Source organism: Candidatus Planktophila sulfonica (genome assembly GCF_002288065.1).
GTDB classification, from domain to species: domain Bacteria; phylum Actinomycetota; class Actinomycetes; order Nanopelagicales; family Nanopelagicaceae; genus Planktophila; species Planktophila sulfonica.
Window position 1 is genome coordinate 814,753 of record NZ_CP016773.1, and the last position, 23,534, is coordinate 838,286.

The following is a 23,534-nucleotide window of genomic DNA, read 5'->3' on the forward strand; positions in this document are numbered from 1 at the left end:
CCCATGCAAAGCGCGCCTTGAACTTTAGAATCAACCAGTGAAATCGACATTTACTTTTGAAGAGATGATCGACCTTCTTCGTACCTTCACCCCAAGAAATGAAATCATTCTTGAAGAAGTCCCCGCCCCTCAAAAGCTTGCGGCTTATTCCTTTGCATTCACCGCAGATATCTCAAATGGCTCACTCGGAGATGCTGAAGATGAAGTCGCCTCCGGACGTTTCGTCATCTTGCACGAACCTGGTGGGCAAGACACATGGGAAGGCGATTTCCGCTGCGTCACCTTTATGCGCGCCGATGTAGATAGCGAGATGCAAGAAGATCCCCTGCTTCCAGAAGTAGGCTGGAATTGGCTTCTTGATTCACTCAATGCAACGGGTGCTTCTTACAACGCACCGAGCGGCACAGTTACTCGCGTATCCAGTGCATCATTTGGAAAACTTTCACCACGTAATGACGAATCCGAAATTGAAATCCGCGCTTCTTGGTCGCCGGTAATCACATCTCCTGACGACATGTTCGCTCACGTGCAGGCGTGGTGCAATCTCATTACCGAAGTCGCAGGTCTTCCACCCGTTCCTGAAGGCGTTTCAACTATTGCATCAGCTCGACGTCGTGTCTGAAGTAGAAGAACTTCCCACCGCAATTCCTTTGCTGCATCCAGCAGAGGGAGTTCCCGCGATCATCGACACCGAGGAAGCATTTGATGCAGCTCTTGCACAGTTAGCTTCAGGCACTGGCCCTTATGCATTCGATGCAGAACGTGCATCTGGATATAAATACAGCGCCCGTGCATACCTGATTCAAATCAAACGTACTGGCGGCGGGTTGCACCTCATTGATCCAATTCCATTTGGGCCAGGACACCGCTGTTTTGTTGCACTTAACGCACTTATCCAAGACGTTGAAGTCATCTTGCATGCAAGTACGCAAGACCTTCCCTGCCTTCGCGAAGTCGGCATATTTCCTAACATTCTCTTCGATACCGAACTCGGCGGTCGTATCGCAGGGCTTCCGCGCGTAGGTCTTGGTCCGCTCCTCGAAACGTTGATGAGCGTCTCTCTTGCAAAGGAACACTCTGCAGTTGATTGGTCTACTAGACCACTTCCCCATGATTGGTTGAACTACGCAGCACTTGACGTTGAACTTCTTGTCGAGTTGCGCGACAAGGTTTACCAACTCTTGGTCGATGCCAAGAAATCGAAATGGGCTGAAGAAGATTTTGCATCAATCATTGCAGCTCCACCGGCGCCACCGCGAGTAGATCCATGGCGCAGAACTTCTGGAATGCATAAGGTGAAGAAGCGCAATCACATGGCGGTAATCCGCGAAATCTGGCAGGCGCGTAATGAACTTGCACAAGAATTAGATGTATCGCCCAGCCGGCTTTTATCAGATTTAGCAATTACAGAAATTGCTCTCGCTTCGGATAAGGGTCCCATTACCAATCGCAAACATCTTGAAAAAATTCTGAGGCCGCTGGGCTTGCGAGCGCGCTGGTTAGAAAATGCTGCAACATGGATTAGTTGTATTACCGATGCCATTGCAATGCCAGAAGATCAATGGCCTGAAGCGCGTTCTAAAACTGATGCGATGCCACCGATTAAAATTTGGCGCGAGCGCTTTCCTGAAAAGTACGCACCTCTCACTCACGCGCGATTTAATTTGCAGGTACGGGCTGAGGAACTTTCCATTCCTCTTGAAAATATGATCTCCCCCGAACTGGTCCGCCGTATCTGTTGGCAGCCTCCGACCTCATCTGTGCACGAAGCCCTGCTCGCCATGGGAGCGCGCCGCTGGCAGGCTGAGATTGCCTCTCCCATCCTTGAGCTCGCTCTTACAGAGACTGAGCCACTAGAAGTGGCCGAGCCTGAGGCGGAAGTCACGCCTACAGAGTGACGAATTACGCAACATCAGAGTTGCGTAATTCCCTTGGCTCAATTACTCTCAAGCCATGCTCAGTACATTCATCATCGCCCTACGCGAAGGCCTAGAAGCCGCGCTCATCGTTGGAATCCTTGTCGCCTACCTTGTGAAGAGCGACCAAAGAAGCCATTTACGCGCACTTTGGACAGGTGTAGCTCTCGCTATTACTGCAAGCCTTGCCTTTGGAGCTTTCTTGTCTTACACCTCTGCTGAGCTCTCAGAGAAGGGCGAAGAGCTCTTCGCCGGAACTACCTCTTTCGTGGCGGTCGGCCTTGTCACCTGGATGGTCTTCTGGATGAAGCGCGCAGCCCGTGGCTTGCGTGATGAGCTCCATGGAAAGGCAGAGGTCGCTGTGACCTCTGGTGCCCTCTCGATGGCGACCCTCGCCTTCTTCGCTGTTGCTCGCGAAGGCCTGGAAACATCACTCTTTCTCTATACCAACTTTAAAACCGTTGGCGCTTTCTCTACAGCGACCCTTGGATTGATCCTTGGCTTAGCTCTCGCAGTCGGTCTTGGTTATGGAATTTACAACCGCGCAGTCAAGATCAACCTTGGAAAGTTCTTCACTTACTCAGGTGTGGCTCTAATCGTTGTGGCAGCGGGCGTTCTTTCATACGGAATCCACGAGTTCCAGGAGTTTGGAATCTTGCCTGGCCCAGATGCTTTTGCATGGGATGTCACTTCATGGATGGCTAAGGAGTCATTTATGGCAGCGCTTCTTGGCGGAACAATTGGTTTTGATACAACGACTTCATGGCTCCAGCTCTTTGTCTGGGTCGCCTACCTTGGTTTGACTATCAGCGCCTACTTGTCGCCAGCGAAGGTAAAAACACCTCTTAACGCATAGCCAATTCCCCTACTGGCGAGTAACCTTTCCAAAGATACTCACCAGCGAAGGAAGTTCTATGTCGTCACAACTCCGTTCAGTCGTCCTCGTCGATGCTGTCCGCACCCCATTCGGTAAAGCCGGCAGCATGTATGCAGGTACTCGCGCCGATGACCTGATGGTGCGCGCTATGCGTGGCCTCTTGGAGCGAAATCCCAATGTAGATCCAGCATCCATCGATGATGTTGCTATCGCTGCTGCAACGCAGACCGGTGATCAGGGAATGAATATCGGGCGAAGTGCAACGCTTCTTGCTGGACTTCCAAAGACTGTGCCTGGTTATTCCATCGATCGCTGGTGCGCAGGTGCGCTGACTGCAACAACAACTGTTGCTGGTGCAATCGCTATGGGCGCTATTGATATTGCAATTGCTGGCGGCGTTGAACATATGGGTAACCACCCAATGGGTGAATTGATGGATCCCAACCCTCGCTACCTTGCCGAGAAGTTGGTGGAACAAGATGCGCTCGCTATGGGTGCAACAGCTGAGCGTTTACATGATCGCTTTCCGCATCTAACAAAAGAGCGCGCTGATGCATACGCACTCAACTCTCAGATGAAGACAGCGCAAGCTTATGTCGATGGCAAGATTCAAAGAGATTTAATTCCAACCGCGGCTCGCAACGCAGAACTCGGTTGGACTATCGCAACCGTTGATGAAGCGCCACGTCCTACAACAACTATGGAAGGTCTTGCAGGGTTGAAGACACCTTTTCGTCCAGCAGGTCGCGTTACTGCAGGAAATTCATCAGGACTCAACGATGGCGCAACCGCGGCCCTTCTTGCCAATGAAGATAAGGCGAAAGAACTTGGTCTTACTATCAAAGCGCGCATGGTTACATTTGCATTTGCAGGCGTTGAACCTGAAGTCATGGGTTATGGGCCAGTTCCTTCAACAATCAAGGCTCTCGGTAAAGCAGGCTTGAAGATTGAAGATATTGGCGCATTTGAAGTCAATGAAGCATTTGCAGTACAAGTTCTCGCATTCCTTGATCACTTCGGAATTGCAGATGATGATCCTCGCGTGAATCCTTACGGCGGAGCAATTGCTGTCGGGCATCCACTTGCATCATCCGGTGTGCGTCTGATGCTCAACTTAGCGCGCACCTTTGAAGAGAAGCCAGAAGTTCGTTATGGAATCACCACAATGTGTATTGGCCTCGGTATGGGCGGAACAATTATTTGGGAAAACCCCCATAACAAAGAAGCGCAGATTTCAGGAGGTTCGAAGTAATGACTACTGCAATCCAACTTCCAGAAGGCGCTCCTGAAGAAGTCGTTACCAGCGCACTTGTGCGCGATGTTGACCTCTCCCCCTTTGGCTTCAAGGGCACACTCGCACTCATTACTCTCGATAATGGCCATGACCATAATCGTCCCAATACATTCGGTCCACAGTCATTGGTGGCACTTGATGCGGCAATTACAGAGGCTGCTTCCCGCAAACCTGCAGCAATTGCTATTACAGGAAAGCCATTTATCTTCGCTGCCGGTGCAGACTTATCAGCGCTGGCATTTCTAAATAAGCGCGAGCAAGCAGTTGCTATCGGCAAGTTAGGTCACGATGTCTTCCGTCGTTTCGATGAAATCGGAATTCCAACCTTTGCCTTTATCAACGGACTTGCATTGGGTGGCGGACTTGAAGTCGGACTTCACTGCAACTACCGCACTCTTTCTGCCACAGCATTTACCGCACTTCCTGAGGTATTCCTTGGGCTAGTTCCAGGATGGGGCGGAGCGACAATCGTTCCTAAGTTAATTGGTCCAGAGCGCGCTGTTCAAGTGATCATCGGAAATGCGCTAAATAACAACACGATGATGAAATCTAAGGATGCTCTCGGTCTTGGCATCGTTGATGCGGTCTATGCGCCAGCTGATTTTCTCGAGAAATCTGTGGCATTTGCGGCCTCCATTTTGAGCGGTGCAACCAAGATTGAACGTAAGGATTACTCAACTGATCCTGCATGGGATTCAGCCCTTGCTGCAGGTCGTGCTGCAGCGCTTAAAAAGTACGGGGGCGCAGAAATTGCATCACCAATGAAAGCGCTCGAGCTGATTGCGCAAGCAAAGACAAATACACGCGGGCAAGGTTTTGATGCAGAAGATGCAACTCTTGCAGACCTGACAATGTCAGACCCCCTTCGCGCATCGCTCTATGCCTTTAACGTCATTCAGAAGAAGCGCAAAAAAGTTGAGGGTGCACCAAAGCCCGCGCTAGGCCGCAAGGTCGCTCGTGTGGGCGTTGTCGGTGCTGGTCTTATGGCTTCGCAACTCGCACTCCTTCTTCTTCGTAACCTCAAGTGCCCTGTTGTCATGACAGATATCGATCAAGAGCGCGCCGACAAGGGTGTGGCATGGGTAAAGAACGAACTTGCTAAGTTGGTTGAGAAAAAGCGCATGAGCGCTGAATCTGCTGGCCGTCTCTCACTTCTGATTAGCGGATCCTCAGATCAGCAAGTATTTGCTGGATGCGACTTCGTTATTGAAGCGATCTTTGAAGAGCTATCGCTTAAGCAGGAACTCTTTAAGAAACTTGAGAAGATTGTCGGACCTGAATGCGTTCTAGCTACCAATACCTCTTCCCTATCGGTCGAACGCATGAGCGAAGGCTTGGAACACCCTGGACGCGTTGTTGGTTTCCACTTCTTCAACCCTGTGGCTGTCATGCCACTTCTTGAAGTTGCTCGTACATCAAAGACAGATGATGCAACCACTGCAACTGCTGTCAACATTGGTAAAGAGCTAAAGAAGACGATGATCATTTGTAAAGATGCTCCGGGCTTTGTTGTGAACCGACTTCTCACTCGATTCATGGGTGAAATCACCGATGCAGTTGATGAAGGTACCGACCCAGCAACTGCAGATAATGCAATGCGCAGTATTGGTTTCCCAATGTCGCCTTTTGAACTCCTTGGCCTAGTTGGTCCTGGCGTTGCACTCCATGTCTCTGAAACTCTCAATGCAAACCTTGGTCCTCGCTACCGCATCTCTCCAACAATGCAAGCAATGGTCAAGGAAGGCGTTAAAACTTTCTACATTAAAAACGATGACGGCTCAGTAGGCCCAAACCCAGCAGCTCTCACTCTCGTTCATAAGGGAACAAATCCTTCAACTGCTGAAGAAGTTCGTCTTCGCGCGCTGAAAGCGTTGGCAGAAGAAGCTCGCATGATGCTCGATGAAGGCGTTGTTTCAACACCAGCCGAGATTGATCTCTGTATGTTGATGGGCGCTGGCTGGCCGATGCATCTCGGCGGAATCCTGCCTTACTTAGATCGTGAAGGAATTAGCGAGTCTGTTTGCGGTCAGCGTTTTCATGCGCCGGGAATTGCATCTCTTCCACAGTAGAACTCCACTCGACGATGTCGCGTGAAATCTTCTGAGCAGTAATTCCAAGATCTTCCAGAATTTCTGCGCGCTTAGAGTGCTCGATAAATTCAAGAGGAACGCCGATGCTGTGTAGCGCAACATTAAGCCCTGCTTCGCGGAAGAGCTCTGAGATAGAACTTGCGATTCCTGCATGGCGAATTCCATCTTCAAGAATGACTACGCTCTTATAGCGCTGCGCCATCGTGACAAGTGATTGAGGAAGCGGCTTTACCCAACGAGGATCGATGACGGTAACGCCAACGCCTTCGCGGTATGCCTGAGATGCTGCCTCGACTGCTATCGCTGCCATTGCACCAACGCTGACAAGAAGAACATCTGCGCTCTCGCCACGATAGAGAACATCAATTCCATCACGACGTTCGAAAGCTGGAATATCTGTCTGTACTGCGCCCTTTGGAAAACGAATGAGCGATGGAGCATCTGAAATTTCTAGAGATTCGCGCAAAGTTTCGCGAAGGCGAGCTGCATCGCGAGGAGCAGCAACATGAAGCGTTGGAACGATTCCGGTAAGAGCTAAATCCCACATCCCGTTATGTGAAGGACCGTCATCGCCTGTAATTCCAGCGCGGTCTAGTACGAATGTAACGCCCGCCTTATGAAGAGCGACATCCATCAGCATCTGGTCGAATGCGCGGTTGAGGAATGTTGAGTAAACAGCAACGACAGGGTGCATGCCTGCAAAGGCAAGACCAGCGGCACTTGTTACTGCATGTTGTTCGGCGATACCCACATCGATTGTGCGATCAGGGAATAACTTTTCAAATTTATCCAGACCGGTAGGTCCAAGCATTGCCGCTGTAATTGCCACAATATCTTTACGCTCGTGGCCAAGAGCAACAAGCTCATCAGAGAAGACACTGGTCCAGCTAGTTACCGATTTACTGAGTGGTGTTCCTGTTTCAGGATCAACGATTCCGACCGCATGAAACTTTTCGGCCTCATCTGCAACAGCTGGCTTATGCCCCTTACCCTTTTCGGTAATAACGTGAAGAAGAACGGGTTCACCGAACTCTTTTGCCTGAAGTAGTGCGCGCTCCATGGCGGCGACATCGTGTCCATCGATGGGTCCGACATATTTCAATCCAAGATCTTCAAACATGCCTTGCGGGGCGACAATATCTTTGATGCCCTTCTTCATTCCATGAAGGGTCTCGTAAATCGGATTGCCAACTACTGGAGTCTTGGTAAGAACCTCTTTGCCCCAGTCGAGGAAGCGCTCGTAGCCACGTGTGACTCGAAGCGTTGAAAGATAGGTTGCCACTCCACCGATGGTTGGTGAGTAAGAACGTTCATTATCGTTGACGACGATGATTAAGTTTCGGTCATTGGCTGCAGCAATATTGTTGAGCGCTTCCCATGACATTCCACCTGTCAGCGCTCCGTCGCCTACGACAACAACAACGTGGCGATCTGATTGACCGGTGAGTGAGAAACCGCGAGAGATTCCATCGCCCCAAGAGAGCGCAGTCGATGCATGTGAATTTTCAATGACATCGTGCGCGCTCTCGCCACGGTTTGGATATCCGGCGATTCCACCACGTTGACGCAACTTATCGAATTGATCTGCGCGCCCTGTCAGAATTTTATGAACGTAAGACTGGTGGCCGGTATCGAAGAGAACGACATCCTTCGGTGAATCAAAGGTGCGATGAATTGCAATCGTGAGCTCGACTACGCCGAGGTTAGGGCCTAAGTGCCCACCGGTCTTAGAGACTTTGGTGATGAGGAATTGGCGAATCTCTTCAGAGAGTTGCTCCAGCTGCTCAGGGCGAAGAGCCTTGAGGTCACTGGGACCTTTGATTGATTCGAGCATAGGTGAAGTCTAGATTAGCCGCGGAGCTGACGCAGTACGTACTGCATGATTCCACCGTGGCGGTAGTAATCCGCTTCACCTGGTGTATCAATTCGTACCTTAGCTGTGAAGGTCTTATCCCCTGCAGCCACTGTGACTTCCTTAGGGATTCCGCCGTCATTGAGCGCGGTTACGCCGGTAATCGAGAATGTCTCATCACCCTTAAGACCGAGTGATTGAGCATTTGCACCGTTGGTAAATTGCAATGGAAGTACGCCCATGCCGATCAAGTTAGAGCGGTGAATGCGTTCGAAGCTTTCTGCAATCACTGCGCGAACACCGAGAAGCGCTGTTCCCTTTGCTGCCCAGTCACGTGAAGATCCTGATCCATACTCTTTACCTGCAAGGATGATCAGACCAACACCTGCTGCTTGGTATGCAACTGATGCATCGTAAATTGTTGTCTGCTCGCCATTGGCAAGGAAGTTCTTGGTAAAGCTTCCTTCAACGCCATCAAGAAGTAGATTCTTAAGGCGAATATTTGCAAATGTTCCGCGGATCATTACTTCGTGGTTTCCACGACGCGATCCGTAAGAGTTAAAGTCTTTTCGATCTACGCCATTAGCCTCGAGATACTTACCTGCAGGTGAATCAGCCTTGATATTTCCTGCTGGAGAAATGTGATCAGTTGTTACTGAATCTCCGAGAATCGCAAGAATTCGAGCTCCGGTGATATCTGTAACTGGCTTTGGCTCTGCTGGCATACCTTCAAAGTAAGGGGGTTTGCGAACATAAGTGGACTTTGGATCCCACTCGAATGTCTTTCCAGTCGGAGTATCAAGTGACTTCCAACGATGATCGCCATCGAAGACAGTTGCATAATCCTTCTTAAACATTTCAGATGAAATAGATGAATCGATTACTGTTTGAATCTCTTGTGCAGATGGCCAGATATCTTTAAGAAGTACTGGGTTGCCATCTTTATCGTTACCCAAAGAATCGTTTTCGAAATCGTGATCCATTGTTCCGGCAAGTGCGTATGCAACAACAAGCGGTGGTGAAGCAAGGTAATTCATCTTCACATCAGGGCTAATGCGGCCTTCGAAGTTGCGGTTTCCTGACAAGACAGCAGTGACAGCGAGATCATTCTCGTTGACAGCCTTACTGATTTCGATAGGAAGCGGTCCTGAGTTTCCGATACAGGTGACGCAGCCGTAACCGACCAAGTTAAAACCAAGGGCTTCCATGTACTTGGTGAGATCAGCGCGATCGTAGTAATCGGTGACAACCTTTGAGCCTGGTGCAAGAGTTGTCTTTACCCATGGCTTAGATGTCAGACCCTTTTCAACAGCCTTCTTTGCAAGTAGAGCTGCACCGATCATGACTGAAGGGTTTGATGTATTGGTACACGATGTAATTGAGGCGATAACTACATCGCCATTCTTGATTGTGGTCGCCTTCGCACCAACGTTTACTGAGTAAGCCTCTTTACCTGTCTTATCTGAGAAGTAGGTAGGAAGAATCTTCTCGAATGATGACTTTGAAGCGGTCAGTGAAATGCGATCCTGCGGACGTTTTGGTCCAGCGATTGATGAGACAACTGTTGAAAGATCGAGTTCGATATTCTCTGAGAAACGTGGAGATACAGAAGGGTCATGCCACATTCCCTGAGCCTTTGCATACTGCTCAACTAGCGCAACCTGATCATCGCTACGACCTGTAAGGCGAAGGTAGCGAAGTGTCTCTTCATCGATTGGGAAGATCGCACATGTCGAACCGTATTCAGGTGACATATTTCCGATAGTCGTGCGGTTTGCCATAGGTACTGAGACAACACCTGGACCATAGAACTCTACGAACTTGCCGACAACGCCATGCTTACGAAGCATTTCAGTAATTGTCAGAGCCATATCAGTTGCAGTTGTTCCAACTGGTAGCTCGCCAGAAAGCTTGAATCCAACAACGCGTGGAATGAGCATTGATACAGGCTGACCAAGAAGTGCTGCTTCTGCCTCGATTCCACCTACACCCCAACCAAGGACTCCGAGTCCGTTGACCATGGTGGTGTGCGAATCTGTTCCAACAACTGTATCTGGGTATGCGCGAAGAACTCCATTGACAGTACGTGTCATAACAACGCGAGCAAGGTATTCAATATTTACCTGGTGAACGATTCCGGTTCCTGGTGGAACAACTTTAAATTCATCAAAGGCGCCCTGGCCCCAACGCAAGAAGCGGTAACGCTCGCGGTTACGTTCGTATTCAATATCTGTGTTCTGCTCGAAAGAATCTTTTGTTCCGAAGACATCTGCAATAACTGAGTGGTCAATAACGAGTTCAGCGGGAGCAAGCGGATTTACCTTAGATGGATCTCCCCCAAGATCAACGATTGCTTCGCGCATGGTTGCAAGATCGACGACACAAGGAACGCCAGTGAAGTCCTGCATAACAACGCGCGCTGGCGTAAATTGAATTTCTGTATCTGGCTCGACAGATGGATCCCACTGGGCAAGCGCCTTGATGTGATCCGCAGTGATGTTGGCGCCATCTTCGGTGCGCAAGAGATTTTCAAGAAGTACCTTGAGTGAGAACGGAAGGTTGGCTGCGCCTTCTACTGCTGAGATATCAAAGATTTCATAATCTTTGCCGGCAACTGTGAGGTTCTTCTTTGTGCCAAGTGAGTTCTTGCTCATCGTGATTCTTCTTTCGCGGGAGATATCTTGACGTCAAGATACCTTAGTGGGTACGAATTTCGCAACAGATTCGATGTGATGCGTCATGGGAAAGAGATCAAAAGCCCGCATGGATTCGAGTTGGTAGCCGGCATCGCGTAGATATCCGGTATCTCGGGCAAGCGCCGCAGGGTCACATGCGACATAGACGATTGCTCGCGGCTTTAACTGCGCGCAATGCGCGATGACATCTTTGCCCGCGCCTTCACGTGGTGGGTCGAGAACGATGACATCTGCAGACGAGAAGCGGGTAATCAACCGTGCAACATCGCCTGTGTAGATATTGACGTTGTTCTTGCCCTCAAAGTTTCGGGCCGCGTCCGCTGTTGCGCTCTTGCTTCCCTCGACAATATCGACGGAACCCGATTCACCGATATGAGTTAAGAAGCTTGCGGCTAAGAGACCGACTCCACCATAAAGATCAAGAACATGATCTCCTTCGCGCAATTGCGCGTATTGCAGAACGGCCTCTGTTAGTACACGTGGAGCGTCTTTATGGCTCTGCCAAAATGATTTCTGGCTGACTTCAAAGGAATTCTCTCCAACCGTGTAATGAGCTACATCGGGTCCGTCGCTGATTCGAAGCGGAGATTCATCGCGAGAATTGGCAGTAGCGATTGTTCGCTCACCCGTGTTCGAGATCGAAATTTCAATACGTTGATCACCTTTAGCACCGCGTTGAGCGAGCTCTGAATAACGCATCTCAGGTACAAGAATTCTGCAATCATCAACGGGGATAATTTTGTGAGAGCGAGCTTGGTAGAAACCGAGCGCCCCAGCTTTGGTAGTAACGGCTGAGCATCGTGTTCGCCATCCAAGAGGGCCTGCAACTTCTTCGACTTCTACTTCAATATCCATCTTTGCAATGCGTGAGAACTGTTCCGTAATGACATCGCTCTTCAAGCTGAGTTGGCGTGGAAGAGAAATATGCTGGAAATCGCATCCCCCGCATCCATTTCTATGCGCAAAGCGGCATGGTGCGCTGACACGATCTTCTGAAGGTGCGGTGACTTCAATAACGTCGGCACGATTAAATGAGGAGCCCGTGCTGGTTATCTCGATTGTGCACTCTTCGCCAGGAATACCGTGGCGGACGAAGATAACGGCGCCTTCGTAGCGAGCGATGAAGTGTCCCCCGTGGGCGACCTTCTCGATTGTTACCTGAATTTTCTGCCCTACTTCGAGCGTTGTTCTCTTGGTAGATGACATGGAGGCAAGCCTAGTCGAGATCCGAGTATGAGAGATTTTTGGCGCGACCAGTAGTAGGTTAACCCTGTGCATGTTGTCATCATGGGTTGCGGTCGAGTTGGTTCATCTCTTGCTATCGAACTAGAGGCTGCCGGCCATTCCGTAGCAATTATCGATCAAGCAAAAGAAGCATTCCGCCGATTGGGTCCTGACTTTAAGGGTCGCACAATCGTGGGCGTTGGTTTCGATAGAGATACTCTCCTTGAGGCAGGTATCGAAGGTGCTCAAGCATTTGCCGCAGTAAGTAATGGCGATAACTCAAATATTTTGGCTGCACGTGTGGCGCGCGAAAGTTATGGCGTAACCAATGTTGTGGCCCGTATTTACGATCCAGGTCGCGCGGAAATTTATCAGCGCCTTGGCATCCCAACAGTTGCAACAGTTATCTGGGCAACAGATCAGATTTTGCGTCGTATCGCACCAGAAGGTGCTCGTTCTGAATGGCGCGATGCAACCGGAACCGTTCAGCTTCTAGAAGTTCATCCTCATCTCGATTGGTATGGACGTCCAATCTCAGAGCTCGAATCTGCAACGCAGGCACGCGTTGCCTTCCTTACTCGTCTCGGTGAAGGCCTCATCCCTGAACCACAAACTGTTCTTCAAGATGGCGATCTTGTTCACATGACTATCCGTGATGATGGCATGGCCGCTGCAGAAGAAGCACTAACGCAAGGACCAGGTGAATAGTCCATGAGAATCGCTATTGCAGGTGCAGGAAATGTTGGTCGCGCGATTGCCCGTGAACTCCTTGATAACGGACACCAAGTTCTACTTATCGACCGTGACCCTAAGGCGCTCAAGATTGATTCTGTCCCAGATGCTGAATGGCTTATGGCCGATGCATGCGAAATTGCATCCCTTGATAACGCTCAGCTCAATAAATGCGCCGTCTTAGTTGCTGCAACCGGCGATGACAAAGTTAATTTAGTTGCATCCCTTCTTGGAAAGACTGAATACGGCGTCCCTCGTGTTGTTGCACGTATCAACCACCCAAAGAATGAATGGCTCTTTGATCAATCGTGGGGTGTAGACGTTGCTGTATCTACTCCACGCATCATTGCCGCACTTGTAGAAGAAGCGGTCAGCGTCGGAGATGTTGTACGACTCTTCTCATTCCGCCGCGGTCAAGCAAATCTTGTCGAACTCACCTTGCCTGACTCTTCAACATGTATCGGAAAGACAGTGGAAGAAGTAACGCTTCCTGATGATGCTTCCCTTGCAGCGATTGTTCGTGATGGCCGCGTTATTGCACCGGCACCAAGCGATGTCTTTATTGCAGGAGATGAATTGCTATTCGTAGCCTCTGCAACTGCAGAAGATTTGATTAAGGGCTGCTTTATCGCTCAGTAGTTCGTTGTGGCGCGTTCTTCAAAATCAGCCATGATCCATATGCAGTTGCAATAAAGAGTGGATATCCCATAGCTAGATTTACTGTGCCAAGTAGATTGACATTGCCACTCTTGTAAATTGGGTACTGCACAGCAATACGAGTAAAGAACATCGCAACCCAGAGCCAGCTCGCCAAGGTATATGCGCGTTTACGTTCAGGATGATTTCTCCATGTGAGGTTTTCACCAAGAATCGGCCCTAACATCACACCAAGAATCGGCCATCCAGCAAGGTTCGCAATCAGATAAACGGTTCCATAGCCAAGGTTGGTAAGTAACTTTGGAATATAAAGATCGCTGGCATTGCCTGTTCGGTTGGCAAACCAAGCACAGATCAGCACGCCGATAAATCCGCTGAGAGCATGCTGGATGGTGTCCTTCATCGCCAATCGAAGGATAGTCAGAAGGGCTGAAACAGCGATTGAAGCAATAAGCGCTGTCTGCAACTCCTTTGAGATGTTGAAGACAACTAAGAAGATGACCGATGGAATTCCAGAATCAATTAGTCCTTTCTTGCCGCCAAATGCTGCAAGAACTTTTTCGCGATCTTCGTGTTGGCTCATTGACGACCCGTCGATCCAAATCCACCTGTGCCGCGGCCCGATCCAGGCAATTCATCAACTTCTACAAAGTGTGCGCGTTCTACTTTCTGGAAAACCAACTGTGCAATTCTGTCGCCGCGCTTAAAAGTGACACTTTCTTTAGGGTCGTGATTAATCATGATGCACTGGAGTTCTCCGCGGTAACCGGCATCAACGGTGCCGGGTGCATTGACCATTGTGACGCCATGTTTAATTGCTAAACCAGAACGTGGATGAACCAACGCAACATATCCATCAGGAAGTGCGATTGAAATCCCAGTGGGAACGAGTGCGCGCTCCCCCGGAGCCAAAGTGATGTCGATGCGAGAGACGATATCTGCTCCAGCATCTCCGCCTTTTGAGTATTGAGGCAATGGAAGATCAGGATCGAGCCTCTTAATTAATACTTGGAATTCGCTCATGGATTGATATCAAACTCTGGATCTACAAAGTTAAGAAGTCCAGGATTCTTGCGCAGAGCTTCCATGTATTCGGCAGGCGCATTTTCAAGGAAGTGTTTCATCGGAACAATGACGAAAAGTGCTGCGGCACGTACTGCAACTTCCCCTTCAGGGCCTCCGAGTCGCCCTTCAGCTTCGGAATACACCTTGCGATTTACCTGGCCGGTAATTCGGGCAGTGATATGAAGTTTTGTTCCAATAGGAACAGGCTTTAGAAAATCGGTTTCTAGGCGTGCAGTAACTGCTGGGGCGCGAAGAAGCCACATAAGTTTTCCAAGAGCTTCATCAAATGCCAGAGATAAGAGCCCACCATGAGCCAAGCCAGGTGCTCCTTGGTGATTTTCTGTGACGACAAAATCTGCAGTGATATCTGCGCCTTCTCCGACATGAGCTACAAGATGTAAGCCAGTCGGGTGAAGTTCTCCGCATCCGAAGCAGTGTTTAAAGTGGGATGGGATCTGGGTTCCAGTTGCCGGCGACATTGGATGTCGAGCAGGAATCTCGGCTCCCTCGGGAGGCGTAGTGCTTGCAACGCGACTCATGTATGTAGATTACTTGATGAATAGAGAGATAACCTAGACCTCGTGGCGAAAAGTGAAGTGATATTCAAGGAAGTAATTCGTCCACCATTGTGGCTCTTAGCCTTTATCTACTTCATGTTTCTCTCACTTGTTGTCGCCATTTGGGCAGCTCTTGATAATCGATCTGCACTCATTGCTTGGATTTTGGCCACTGTCGCACTCATTGCTATCGCTCGTTCAGCGCAATCTGAAATAGAGGTTACTGAGAAGGAGCTGCGTATTGGCCGCGCTCATATCGAGTTGAAATATCTTTCAAAAGTTGAGCACATCGATACTCAGCAGATGAGGCTACTTCGGACTCGAGATGCAGATCCGGCAGCTTATCTGGCGATTACCTTCTGGATTTCAACCGGTGTGAAGATCACGTTACAAGATGAACGTGATCCCACTCCGTATTGGTTGGTAAGTTGTAAGAACGCTAAAGAGCTTACGAGCACTCTTTACAAATTGCTTTAGCGCCTTCGCCCTTAGCAAGTTGTGTAATGTGATGAATCAAGAAACAACGTGAACAAGTAAATTCATCAACCTGAACTGGAACTACTCGAACAGCTAATTGCTCACCCGATAGGTCAGCGCCTGGAAGTTCAAGATTCTCTGCAGCTTCTGCCTCATCAACATCGATCTGTCCTGATTGTGCATCAACGCGCTTAGCTTTGAGTTCTTCTAACGATTCCTCGTGAAGCTCCTCGTCGGTCTTTCTGGGTGTGTCGTAATCTGTTGCCACTGCTCTCACCTCGCTTCCGTACATTTCTTATGAGCGGGTCTAATTACCCGGCATGCGCGAATAGTGGCGCATTCTTTGCTCTATAGACGATACAACACTCGGCGTGTCGCCTTTATTCCTGCTTTGCCGTGGCTATTTCAATCGCTTTGGCTAATCCACCATCGACATAGGCATGAATTGCGGTGCCTTCTGCAAGATGTTCTTCGCTCAAGATCTCACCTTGTTCATGGATCGCACTTACCAGGTCTCCGCGGTGATACGGAATGACTGTTGTGATTTCTACGCTGGGATGCGGCAGAGACTTTTCAATGGCGTGAACAAGTCCTTCAACTCCGAATCCAGAACGAACTGAGAATGCATAACTATTTGGCTCTTTTCGCAGAATCTCCATAACTACATCGGGGCTGGCGATATCTACCTTGTTGATAGCGATGATTTCAGGGACATCTCCCCCACCAATTTCCGTGATGACTTGTCGCACCGCACGAATTTGCTCAAAGGGATCAGGGTGCGAACCATCAACGACATGCACAATCAAGTCTGCGCCTGAAACTTCTTCGAGAGTTGATTTGAAGGCATCGACCAATTGATGTGGAAGGTGGCGCACAAAACCTACGGTGTCAGAGAGTGTGTAAACGCGACCATCTGCGGTCTCAGACTTACGAACAGTCGGATCAAGCGTTGCAAAGAGCGCGTTTTCAACGAGCACACCGGCACCGGTTAAAGCATTGAGTAAGGAAGATTTTCCAGCATTGGTATAACCAGCAATAGCAACAGATGGAATATTGAAGCGCTTGCGTTCTTGTCGTTTTGTATCGCGAGATACTTTCATCTCAGCGATTTCACGACGAAGTTTCGCCATCTTGTCACGAATACGACGGCGATCAGTTTCAATCTTTGTCTCACCAGGTCCGCGACCACCAATACCGGCACCACCTGCAGCGCGACCACCGACCTGGCGTGAAAGAGAATCTCCCCAACCGCGAAGGCGTGGGAGTAGATATGCAATCTGGGCTAGCTCTACCTGAGCCTTACCTTCTTTACTCTTGGCATGCTGGGCAAAAATATCGAGAATCAAGGCAACGCGATCAACAACCTTTACCTTCAACTTATCTTCAAGAGTACGAAGCTGGGCCGGTGAAAGTTCTCCGTCGCAGACAACGGTGTCAGCGCCCGTTGCAACGACAATCTGTCTGAGTTCAATCAACTTTCCTGAACCAATATATGTTGCCGGATCCGGGCGATCGCGACGTTGAATCAACGCTTCTAGAACTTCAGAGCCCGCAGTCTCTGCCAGCGCCTTAAGTTCGGCCATTGAATTCTCAGCCATCTCAGCTGTTCCTTCGGTCCAGACACCAACAAGTACAACGCGCTCTAACTGTAATTGGCGATATTCAGCTTCAGAGATATCTTGAAGTTCAGTTGAGAAACCTTTGATTCGTCGAAGCGCATTACGGTCAGAAAGTTCTTGTTGCTCATTCTCCTGAAAATCACTTTCATCGAAATCAAAATCTGAAGCAACTCGTGCGCTCTCGCGCAGGAGCTCATCGAATAACTTGTCGTAACCGTCGTCAGTCATTACGACAAGTACTTTGTGAGGTCGTGATCTTCGAGGATAACGGCAGGACCTGTAAGGGTTGCATTGGAGTGTCCATCAATATCGACGATGAGACGACCACCTGGTGGGTAAATGGTCCAGCGCGACGGGAGCTTTCCATTTGTCTTGAGTGTTGCTGCAAGTGCGACTGCACATGTGCCGGTTCCACAAGAACGAGTTTCTCCGCTTCCGCGTTCATGAACCCGCATCTTTGCTTCAAAGTTCGGCAAGATTTCTACAAATTCAACATTGACGCCTTGAGGATATGACGATGCTGGCGAAACAGCAGGTGCACCAATAAAAGAGCCGATATCGTCCATGGAATCTACAAAGACAACAGCGTGCGGGTTGCCGACATTGATGTTGTATCCACTCCAGGTATGACCATTATTTGAAACTTCGATTTCTTCCATTTCATCGGTGACATGTCCCATATTTACCGAGATATCGCCGTCACGAGGTACGCGCAGATGTTTGATTCCGGCACGAGTATCAATGGCGAAGATTCCTTCGGGCTGGATATCGCGAGTGACCAGATATTTAGCCATCACGCGAATTCCATTGCCACACATCTCTGCAATCGAACCATCGGCATTGCGGTAATCCATAAACCACTTACCGTCGGCCTTAGTAATACGGATAAATCCATCTGCACCAATTCCCGTACTGCGGTTACAAATAGCAGAAATTTGTGCCTCTGAAATCGTGAATGAATTTTCTGGGTCATAGACCAGCACGAAGTCATTTTCGGTGCCGTGGCCGTATGTACCGATTACTGGTTTGGTCATGATGCTAGGAGTTTATCTTCTGGAGGATAGTTTCGAGACGTGGTTGATGTTGGGCAACCCATTGAATACGCGCATCACGTGAGAACCAGGTCTCTTGGCGACGGGCATACTGACGGCTTGCGCGCTTTGTATCTTCCTTGGCTTCGCTTTCACTCATGGTTCCATCACGCATCGCAATGATTTGGGCATACCCAAGTGCACGTTGAGCTGTGACACCGTCGCGAATACCTTGAGAAATTAGCTGGTCTACTTCATCGACAAAACCTGCATCCCACATGCGGTCGACTCGAAGGTCGATTCGCTCGCGCAGATGCTCGCGATCCATGACAAGGCCAAATTGAAGGGCGTCGGGATAGCGAGAACTATCTTCTCGCGGCAAATTGGCAGTAAATGGTTGACCGGTAATCTCAATAACTTCTAGCGCGCGGATGATGCGTCGTGTATTTGCGCGATCAATCGCCAAAGCTGCAGCCGGATCCAACTCTTCCAATCGAGAAAAAAGCGCAGCCGATCCAAACTCTTCCACTTCAGCTTCGAGCTTTGCGCGCACGGCAGGATCTGTATCTGGAAAATTGAGATCATCGAGAATCGCTTTGATGTACAGGCCAGTGCCTCCGACAATCACAGCATCTTTGCCGCGGGAGTGAATTTCTGTAATCGCAGCGCGAGCATGTTCTTGATACCAAGCAACGGTGGAATCTTGATTTACATCGAGAACATCAAGAAGGTGATGCGGGATTCCGCCACGCTCTGCTTCAGGCAACTTTGCAGTTCCAATATCCATGCCGCGATAGAGCTGCATCGAATCAGCGTTGATAATTTCAGCGCCTAGCTCTTGCGCCACCTCAATTGCGATATCGCTCTTGCCTGTGGCAGTAGCCCCACAGATGACAATTACTCGGTTCACTTTCTTACCGTAGGAATTCCGAGGGATGTAGAAGCAGGAGCTGTGCGAGCTGTATGTGCATCTCCCCCGCGAGTGCGATGAACTGCAACAGCGTCACCAATCAAATAATGGGCAGAGCTTTCAGCAATCTTTACATCGACAAAGTCGCCTGGGCGAGCATCGGTATCACTACTGAAGTGCACGAGGCGGAAATCTTCAGAGCGACCGGTCATTCGAGATCTCACTTCGTCGCGACGGCCTTCAATTTCAGAGACCATCACGCGATGAGTTGTACCAATCGCTTCCTCGTTAACGGATTGAGAAATTTTCTGCTGGTGCTCGTGAAGGCGTGTGTATCGCTCTCCCACTACATCTTCAGGAATTTGGTTCTCCATTGCACCTGCTGGAGTTCCTGGGCGGATCGAATACTTGTAGGTGTAGGCAGCGGCGAAACGCGCCTTGGTTGCAATATCGAGAGTTCCTTGGAAATCTTCTTCAGTTTCTCCAGGGAATCCAACGATAATGTCGGTTGTAATCATCGCGTGAGGCATTGCGGTACGAACGCGATCGAGAATGCCCAGGTACTTATCGGTGCGGTATGAGCGGCGCATTGTCTGCAAAATTGCATCTGAACCAGATTGCAGAGGCATATGCAGGTGTGGCATCACATTAGCCGTCTCGGCCATAGCTTCGATGACATCATCAGTGAAATCGCGTGGATGAGGAGACATGAAACGAACGCGCTCAAGTCCATCAATTTTCCCAGCCTCGCGGAGAAGCTTTGCAAAGGCTCCTCGGTCACCGAACTCAACTCCATAGGCATTCACATTCTGACCAAGCAGAGTAATTTCAATGACGCCTTGATCGACGAGCGCGCGCATCTCGGTTAGAACTTCGGCGGCAGGTCGATCTTTTTCAACTCCACGAAGGGTTGGAACAATGCAGAAAGTACAGGTGTTATTACAGCCAACAGAGACCGAGACCCATGAAGTAAAGGCCGAGAAGCGTCGGGCAGGCAGCGTGGATGGGAAGTGCTCAAGCGCTTCAAGGATTTCGAGCTGCGATTCTTCTTCAATCCGAGCGCGCTCGAGCAGCACTGGCAATGAGCCCACGTTGTGAGTACCAAAGACAACATCTACATAAGGTGCCTTTTTGAGAATGATTGACTGGTCTTTCTGCGCAAGACAGCCACCAACTGCAATTTGCATCGCTGGGTTCTTCTTCTTGATGGGCGCTAAGAAGCTCAAATTTCCATAGAGTTTATTGTCGGCATTTTCACGCACCGCACAGGTATTAAAGACGACGATATCTGCCTGCTGGCCTTCGGGAACTGGAAGATAACCAGCTTCATCCAACAAACCAGCGATACGTTCGGAATCGTGCACATTCATCTGACACCCGTAGGTCTCAACGAGATATGTGCGCGTCATGGCGCCTATCTTATTTGAGCTTTAGTTGGTGATGCGAATTGGCTGAATGCCGCGCGCAATTTGACGCTCGAAGTGAACTTCGCGCTTATCGTTAAATGTTGCAGCCGCCTTATATGTCGTATCCATAAATGCAGCAAGCTCTTCACGCGCCTTGAGGCCATCGCCAGAAAGATCGGTACGTTCGAAGACATTCCACGCACGAAGAACTGGAGCTACGACATCATCGAGGTGCTGCTGAAGATCATAGATACCAGCAAGGGCAATCTGAACAGCCTTGCGTCCGAAGCCCGGCATATTCGCTCCTGGCATATCGAAGTTAGTAACGACATCTGCGATTGCGCGCATTGCAGCATTTGGTTCCATATCAAGGGCCGCAGAAAGTGTGTTGCGATAGAAGAGCATGTGGAGGTTTTCATCGAGAGCAACGCGCTGCATCATGCCTTCAGCGATTGGATCATCAGAAAGTTTTCCCGTGTTGCGGTGAGAAATGCGAGTAGCAAGCTCTTGGAATGATACGTATGCGATGGTGTGCAACATGTCGTTCTCATATGGAGTTTGATATCCGAGAGACATATGTGCCATGCGAAGATCTTCGAGTTCGTATGGATCAACTCCACGAGTTGCCATCAGGTAATCGCGAATCACGATTGCGTGGCGCGCTTCTTCAGCTGTCCAACGTTCAATCCAGTTTCCCCAGGCACCGTCGCGGCCCATCGAGAGAGCGATTTCGGTGTGATAGCTCGGCAAGTTATCTTCTGTAAGAAGATTCAGTACGAGTGAATCCTGAGCTACAGGAGTCAGACGTGAATCTTTCGCTTCCCATGCATCTCCATTGAGTGGGCCTGCATAGTCGCGACCTTCAGACCATGGGACATACTCGTGTGGGTACCAGTTCTTCTGGACCTTGAGGTGGCGTTCGAGTTCTACTGCTACGATTGGTTCGAGATCACGAATAAGACGTGACTGAATGCGTGCTGACTCTTCGCTCATGGGCGCAACAGTACGGCAGTGAATTGGTTACTAACGAGTTAGAGATTATCTTTCGCGCGTTGCCCCGCCTGTTGTGTGCGCCACTTCGCAATTGCGGCATGGTTACCACTCAAAAGAATCTCGGGAACTGAGATACCGCGCCATTCTTGAGGTTTGGTGAAATTTGGATATTCGAGATAACCCTCGCTGTTATGTGACTCTTCAGCGAGTGATTCTGGATTTCCAAGAACACCAGGGATCAATCGTGTGATTGCTTCAATCATCACCATCGACGCTACTTCTCCCCCGCCGAGTACATAGTCTCCGATTGAAACTTCATGCACTCGAATATTTCGGGATTGAAATTCAGGTTGTGAGTAATACTGACGCACGCGGTCATCGATGCCTTCGTATCGACCACATGCAAAGATCATCTGTTTTGATGAAGAGAAGCTCTCGGCCATCTTCTGATTGAAACGCTTACCGGCAGGCGTAAGGATGATGATGTCGGCGCCATCAGTAACCACTGAATCAATTGTCTTGCCCCAGACTTCAGGGAGCATCACCATGCCGGCTCCACCGCCATATGGAGTGTCATCGACAGTGTTGTGATTGTCATTTGTCTGAGCACGAAGATCGTGAACAGAGATATCTACGAGTCCTGCATTTTGTGCTTTTCCAAGCAATGAAAGCTTGAGCGGTGAAAGGTATTCAGGAAAAATCGAGATGACATCAATCTTCATCAGATGCTCCCATCGATTTCTGGAGGAATAACGGTCATCTTCTTCTTTTTGATATCTACGACAGGCACTAGTTGATGAACGAAAGGAATCAGGGCTTCACCTGATTCAGTTTTTATGACGAGGACATCTTGCCCCGGAAGGTTGAGAACGTCGGTCACGTCGCCGAATTCATCCCCGTCAACCAAAAAGGCTTTACAGCCAACAAGCTGCAAGACGTGATAATCATCTTCATCAAGTCCAGGCGCATCGATATCAACGTCTGCGTAGAGAAGCTCATTGCGTAACGTTTCAATGGCGTTGCGATCTTCAATGCCCTCAAAGCCAAGCAGGAGAATTCCGTTGTGCACACGTGCAGAAGCCACGGTTAATTCACCGTGGCTTTCTGTCTGTAAAACTGCGCCGATAGCGAAGCGATCTTCAGCTTCATCTGTTCGGACTTCGATTGTTGCTTCACCGAGAATTCCGTGAGCTTTACCGATGCGGCCCACGTTTAATTTCATGGGTGAGTTATGACTTAGCGAACCTCGTCGGTATCGATGAGATCGACACGTACTGAGCGACCAGCAAGTGCGCTTACGACTGTGCGAAGCGCCTTTGCTGTACGTCCATTACGACCGATTACCTTGCCGATATCTTCAGGATTAACACGCACTTCGAGCGTTGTGCCGCGACGGTGTGTCTTCTCCTTCACATTGACATCGTCAGGGTTATCAACGATTCCCTTTACGAGATGTTCGAGAGCTTCATCAATCATTATTACTCTGCTGCTGCTTCTGTAGGTGCTTCAGTTGCTTCCGCTACTGGAGCTTCAGTTGCTTCGGCTACTGGAGCTTCAGTTGCTTCGGCTACTACGACATCTTCTGTAGTCGCTTCTACCGCTGGAACCTCGGACTCAGTTGCAACCGCAGCTGGCTCGGACACTTCTGCCACTGGATTCGCCTTAGCTGCAAGCTTCTCTTGCGCCTTCTTCTTCAAAGTTGTTGCGCCTTCTGCAGGTTCTGCAGCAGCAGCTTTAACTGCAGCTTCATATGCAACGCTCTTTGCAGGCTTTGGAGCTGCGAACTTAAGAGTTCCTTCAGTTCCTGGAAGACCCTTGTGCTTCTGCCAATCGCCAGTGACCTTCAAGAGCGCCTCTACAGCCTCTGATGGTTGTGCACCAACGCCGAGCCAATAGAGAGCACGCTCTGAATTAACTTCGATGATTGATGGTTCTTGTCCTGGAACATAACGACCGATCTCTTCGATTGAGAGTCCGTTACGAGCCTTGCGAGAATCTGTGACGACGATGCGGAAATAAGGTGTGCGAATTTTTCCCATGCGCATTAAACGAATTTTTGTAGCCAAAGAAGTAGTGCTCCTAAAAAGTATGTCGTACCAAATTGCTACAGCGGGGTGCGTAGCGAAGAGGTCCAATTG

The 23,534-nt window shown here is 49.6% G+C and carries 24 protein-coding genes; 8 read left to right on the forward strand and 16 right to left on the reverse strand.

Annotated elements, in window-relative coordinates; all coding sequences use genetic code 11:
- Window positions 1-37: 37 nt before the first annotated feature.
- Genes A1sIA56_RS04085 through A1sIA56_RS04105 form a run of 5 tightly spaced genes read left to right on the forward strand, consistent with a single transcriptional unit; the run spans window position 38 to window position 6,156 of the window.
- On the forward strand, window positions 38-622 hold the full coding sequence (locus A1sIA56_RS04085; RefSeq protein ID WP_223298402.1) for a DUF3000 domain-containing protein: 585 nt from the start codon (window positions 38-40) through the stop codon (window positions 620-622).
- Window positions 615-1,898 (forward strand): HRDC domain-containing protein, encoded by a 1,284-nt coding sequence (locus tag A1sIA56_RS04090; protein WP_095673674.1) that lies wholly within the window; start codon window positions 615-617, stop codon window positions 1,896-1,898. Before A1sIA56_RS04085 ends, A1sIA56_RS04090 begins: the two co-directional genes overlap by 8 nt.
- A gap of 55 nt (window positions 1,899-1,953) precedes the next feature.
- Window positions 1,954-2,772, forward strand: coding sequence for an iron uptake transporter permease EfeU (gene efeU, locus A1sIA56_RS04095; RefSeq protein WP_095673675.1), 819 nt, complete (start codon window positions 1,954-1,956; stop codon window positions 2,770-2,772).
- A 58-nt stretch (window positions 2,773-2,830) separates the two neighbouring features.
- A complete protein-coding gene (locus A1sIA56_RS04100; RefSeq protein WP_095673676.1) occupies window positions 2,831-4,045 on the forward strand; it encodes a thiolase family protein in 1,215 nt (404 codons plus the stop codon).
- On the forward strand, window positions 4,045-6,156 hold the full coding sequence (locus A1sIA56_RS04105; RefSeq protein WP_095673677.1) for a 3-hydroxyacyl-CoA dehydrogenase NAD-binding domain-containing protein: 2,112 nt from the start codon (window positions 4,045-4,047) through the stop codon (window positions 6,154-6,156). Before A1sIA56_RS04100 ends, A1sIA56_RS04105 begins: the two co-directional genes overlap by 1 nt.
- Here A1sIA56_RS04105 and dxs read toward each other — a convergent pair.
- From dxs to A1sIA56_RS04120, 3 genes are read right to left on the reverse strand one after another with little or no spacing between them, the layout of a single operon-like run.
- Window positions 6,095-8,011 carry a 1-deoxy-D-xylulose-5-phosphate synthase gene (dxs, locus tag A1sIA56_RS04110; RefSeq protein ID WP_095673678.1) on the reverse strand — a complete coding sequence of 639 codons (1,917 nt, stop codon included), beginning with the start codon at window positions 8,009-8,011 and terminating at the stop codon, window positions 6,095-6,097. The genes A1sIA56_RS04105 and dxs overlap by 62 nt on opposite strands.
- A gap of 14 nt (window positions 8,012-8,025) precedes the next feature.
- A complete protein-coding gene (gene acnA, locus A1sIA56_RS04115; protein ID WP_095673679.1) occupies window positions 8,026-10,683 on the reverse strand; it encodes an aconitate hydratase AcnA in 2,658 nt (885 codons plus the stop codon).
- A gap of 33 nt (window positions 10,684-10,716) precedes the next feature.
- Complete coding sequence (locus tag A1sIA56_RS04120; RefSeq protein WP_095673680.1) at window positions 10,717-11,931, reverse strand: class I SAM-dependent RNA methyltransferase; 1,215 nt, start codon at window positions 11,929-11,931, stop codon at window positions 10,717-10,719.
- 66 nt (window positions 11,932-11,997) lie between these two features.
- Between A1sIA56_RS04120 and A1sIA56_RS04125 the strand changes: the two genes are divergently transcribed.
- Both A1sIA56_RS04125 and A1sIA56_RS04130 read left to right on the forward strand, forming a co-directional pair.
- Window positions 11,998-12,657 (forward strand): potassium channel family protein, encoded by a 660-nt coding sequence (locus A1sIA56_RS04125; RefSeq protein ID WP_095673681.1) that lies wholly within the window; start codon window positions 11,998-12,000, stop codon window positions 12,655-12,657.
- A 3-nt stretch (window positions 12,658-12,660) separates the two neighbouring features.
- Window positions 12,661-13,320 carry a potassium channel family protein gene (locus A1sIA56_RS04130; protein WP_095673682.1) on the forward strand — a complete coding sequence of 220 codons (660 nt, stop codon included), beginning with the start codon at window positions 12,661-12,663 and terminating at the stop codon, window positions 13,318-13,320.
- Here A1sIA56_RS04130 and A1sIA56_RS04135 read toward each other — a convergent pair.
- The 3 genes from A1sIA56_RS04135 to A1sIA56_RS04145 are packed head-to-tail and all read right to left on the reverse strand — an operon-like array spanning window position 13,307 to window position 14,942.
- Window positions 13,307-13,921, reverse strand: a complete 615-nt coding sequence (locus tag A1sIA56_RS04135) for a DUF3159 domain-containing protein (RefSeq protein ID WP_095673683.1) — start codon at window positions 13,919-13,921, stop codon at window positions 13,307-13,309. The genes A1sIA56_RS04130 and A1sIA56_RS04135 overlap by 14 nt on opposite strands.
- Window positions 13,918-14,361: a dUTP diphosphatase gene (gene dut, locus A1sIA56_RS04140; protein ID WP_095673684.1), complete on the reverse strand. Its 444-nt coding sequence runs from the start codon at window positions 14,359-14,361 to the stop codon at window positions 13,918-13,920. Before dut ends, A1sIA56_RS04135 begins: the two co-directional genes overlap by 4 nt.
- Window positions 14,358-14,942: a PaaI family thioesterase gene (locus tag A1sIA56_RS04145; RefSeq protein ID WP_095673685.1), complete on the reverse strand. Its 585-nt coding sequence runs from the start codon at window positions 14,940-14,942 to the stop codon at window positions 14,358-14,360. The genes dut and A1sIA56_RS04145 overlap by 4 nt, the downstream gene beginning before the upstream one ends.
- Window positions 14,943-14,984: 42 nt before the next feature.
- On the opposite strand from A1sIA56_RS04145, the gene A1sIA56_RS04150 reads away from it, so the two are divergent.
- On the forward strand, window positions 14,985-15,437 hold the full coding sequence (locus A1sIA56_RS04150) for a DUF3093 domain-containing protein (protein WP_223298403.1): 453 nt from the start codon (window positions 14,985-14,987) through the stop codon (window positions 15,435-15,437).
- Here A1sIA56_RS04150 and A1sIA56_RS04155 read toward each other — a convergent pair.
- The 10 genes from A1sIA56_RS04155 to rpsP form a co-directional block, all read right to left on the reverse strand.
- Entirely contained in the window at window positions 15,409-15,705 is a 297-nt protein-coding gene (locus A1sIA56_RS04155) for a DUF4193 domain-containing protein (RefSeq protein ID WP_095531292.1), read from the reverse strand. The two genes, A1sIA56_RS04150 and A1sIA56_RS04155, sit on opposite strands and share 29 nt — an antisense overlap.
- Window positions 15,706-15,817: 112 nt before the next feature.
- Window positions 15,818-17,284 (reverse strand): GTPase HflX, encoded by a 1,467-nt coding sequence (gene hflX, locus A1sIA56_RS04160; RefSeq protein WP_095673687.1) that lies wholly within the window; start codon window positions 17,282-17,284, stop codon window positions 15,818-15,820.
- Window positions 17,284-18,090 carry a diaminopimelate epimerase gene (gene dapF / locus A1sIA56_RS04165; RefSeq protein ID WP_095673688.1) on the reverse strand — a complete coding sequence of 269 codons (807 nt, stop codon included), beginning with the start codon at window positions 18,088-18,090 and terminating at the stop codon, window positions 17,284-17,286. The genes hflX and dapF overlap by 1 nt, the downstream gene beginning before the upstream one ends.
- 4 nt (window positions 18,091-18,094) lie before the next feature.
- A complete protein-coding gene (miaA, locus tag A1sIA56_RS04170) occupies window positions 18,095-18,997 on the reverse strand; it encodes a tRNA (adenosine(37)-N6)-dimethylallyltransferase MiaA (protein ID WP_095673689.1) in 903 nt (300 codons plus the stop codon).
- On the reverse strand, window positions 18,994-20,406 hold the full coding sequence (gene miaB, locus A1sIA56_RS04175) for a tRNA (N6-isopentenyl adenosine(37)-C2)-methylthiotransferase MiaB (RefSeq protein ID WP_095673690.1): 1,413 nt from the start codon (window positions 20,404-20,406) through the stop codon (window positions 18,994-18,996). Before miaB ends, miaA begins: the two co-directional genes overlap by 4 nt.
- A gap of 21 nt (window positions 20,407-20,427) precedes the next feature.
- The gene (locus A1sIA56_RS04180; protein WP_095673691.1) at window positions 20,428-21,396 is read right to left on the reverse strand and encodes an acyl-ACP desaturase; all 969 of its coding nucleotides are present in this window, start codon (window positions 21,394-21,396) and stop codon (window positions 20,428-20,430) included.
- 38 nt (window positions 21,397-21,434) lie between these two features.
- Entirely contained in the window at window positions 21,435-22,118 is a 684-nt protein-coding gene (gene trmD / locus A1sIA56_RS04185) for a tRNA (guanosine(37)-N1)-methyltransferase TrmD (protein WP_095673692.1), read from the reverse strand.
- Window positions 22,118-22,618: a ribosome maturation factor RimM gene (gene rimM, locus A1sIA56_RS04190; protein ID WP_095673693.1), complete on the reverse strand. Its 501-nt coding sequence runs from the start codon at window positions 22,616-22,618 to the stop codon at window positions 22,118-22,120. Before rimM ends, trmD begins: the two co-directional genes overlap by 1 nt.
- 14 nt (window positions 22,619-22,632) lie before the next feature.
- The gene (locus A1sIA56_RS04195) at window positions 22,633-22,872 is read right to left on the reverse strand and encodes an RNA-binding protein (protein WP_095531284.1); all 240 of its coding nucleotides are present in this window, start codon (window positions 22,870-22,872) and stop codon (window positions 22,633-22,635) included.
- A 2-nt stretch (window positions 22,873-22,874) separates the two neighbouring features.
- The gene (rpsP, locus tag A1sIA56_RS04200; RefSeq protein ID WP_095673694.1) at window positions 22,875-23,462 is read right to left on the reverse strand and encodes a 30S ribosomal protein S16; all 588 of its coding nucleotides are present in this window, start codon (window positions 23,460-23,462) and stop codon (window positions 22,875-22,877) included.
- Window positions 23,463-23,534: the final 72 nt, after the last annotated feature.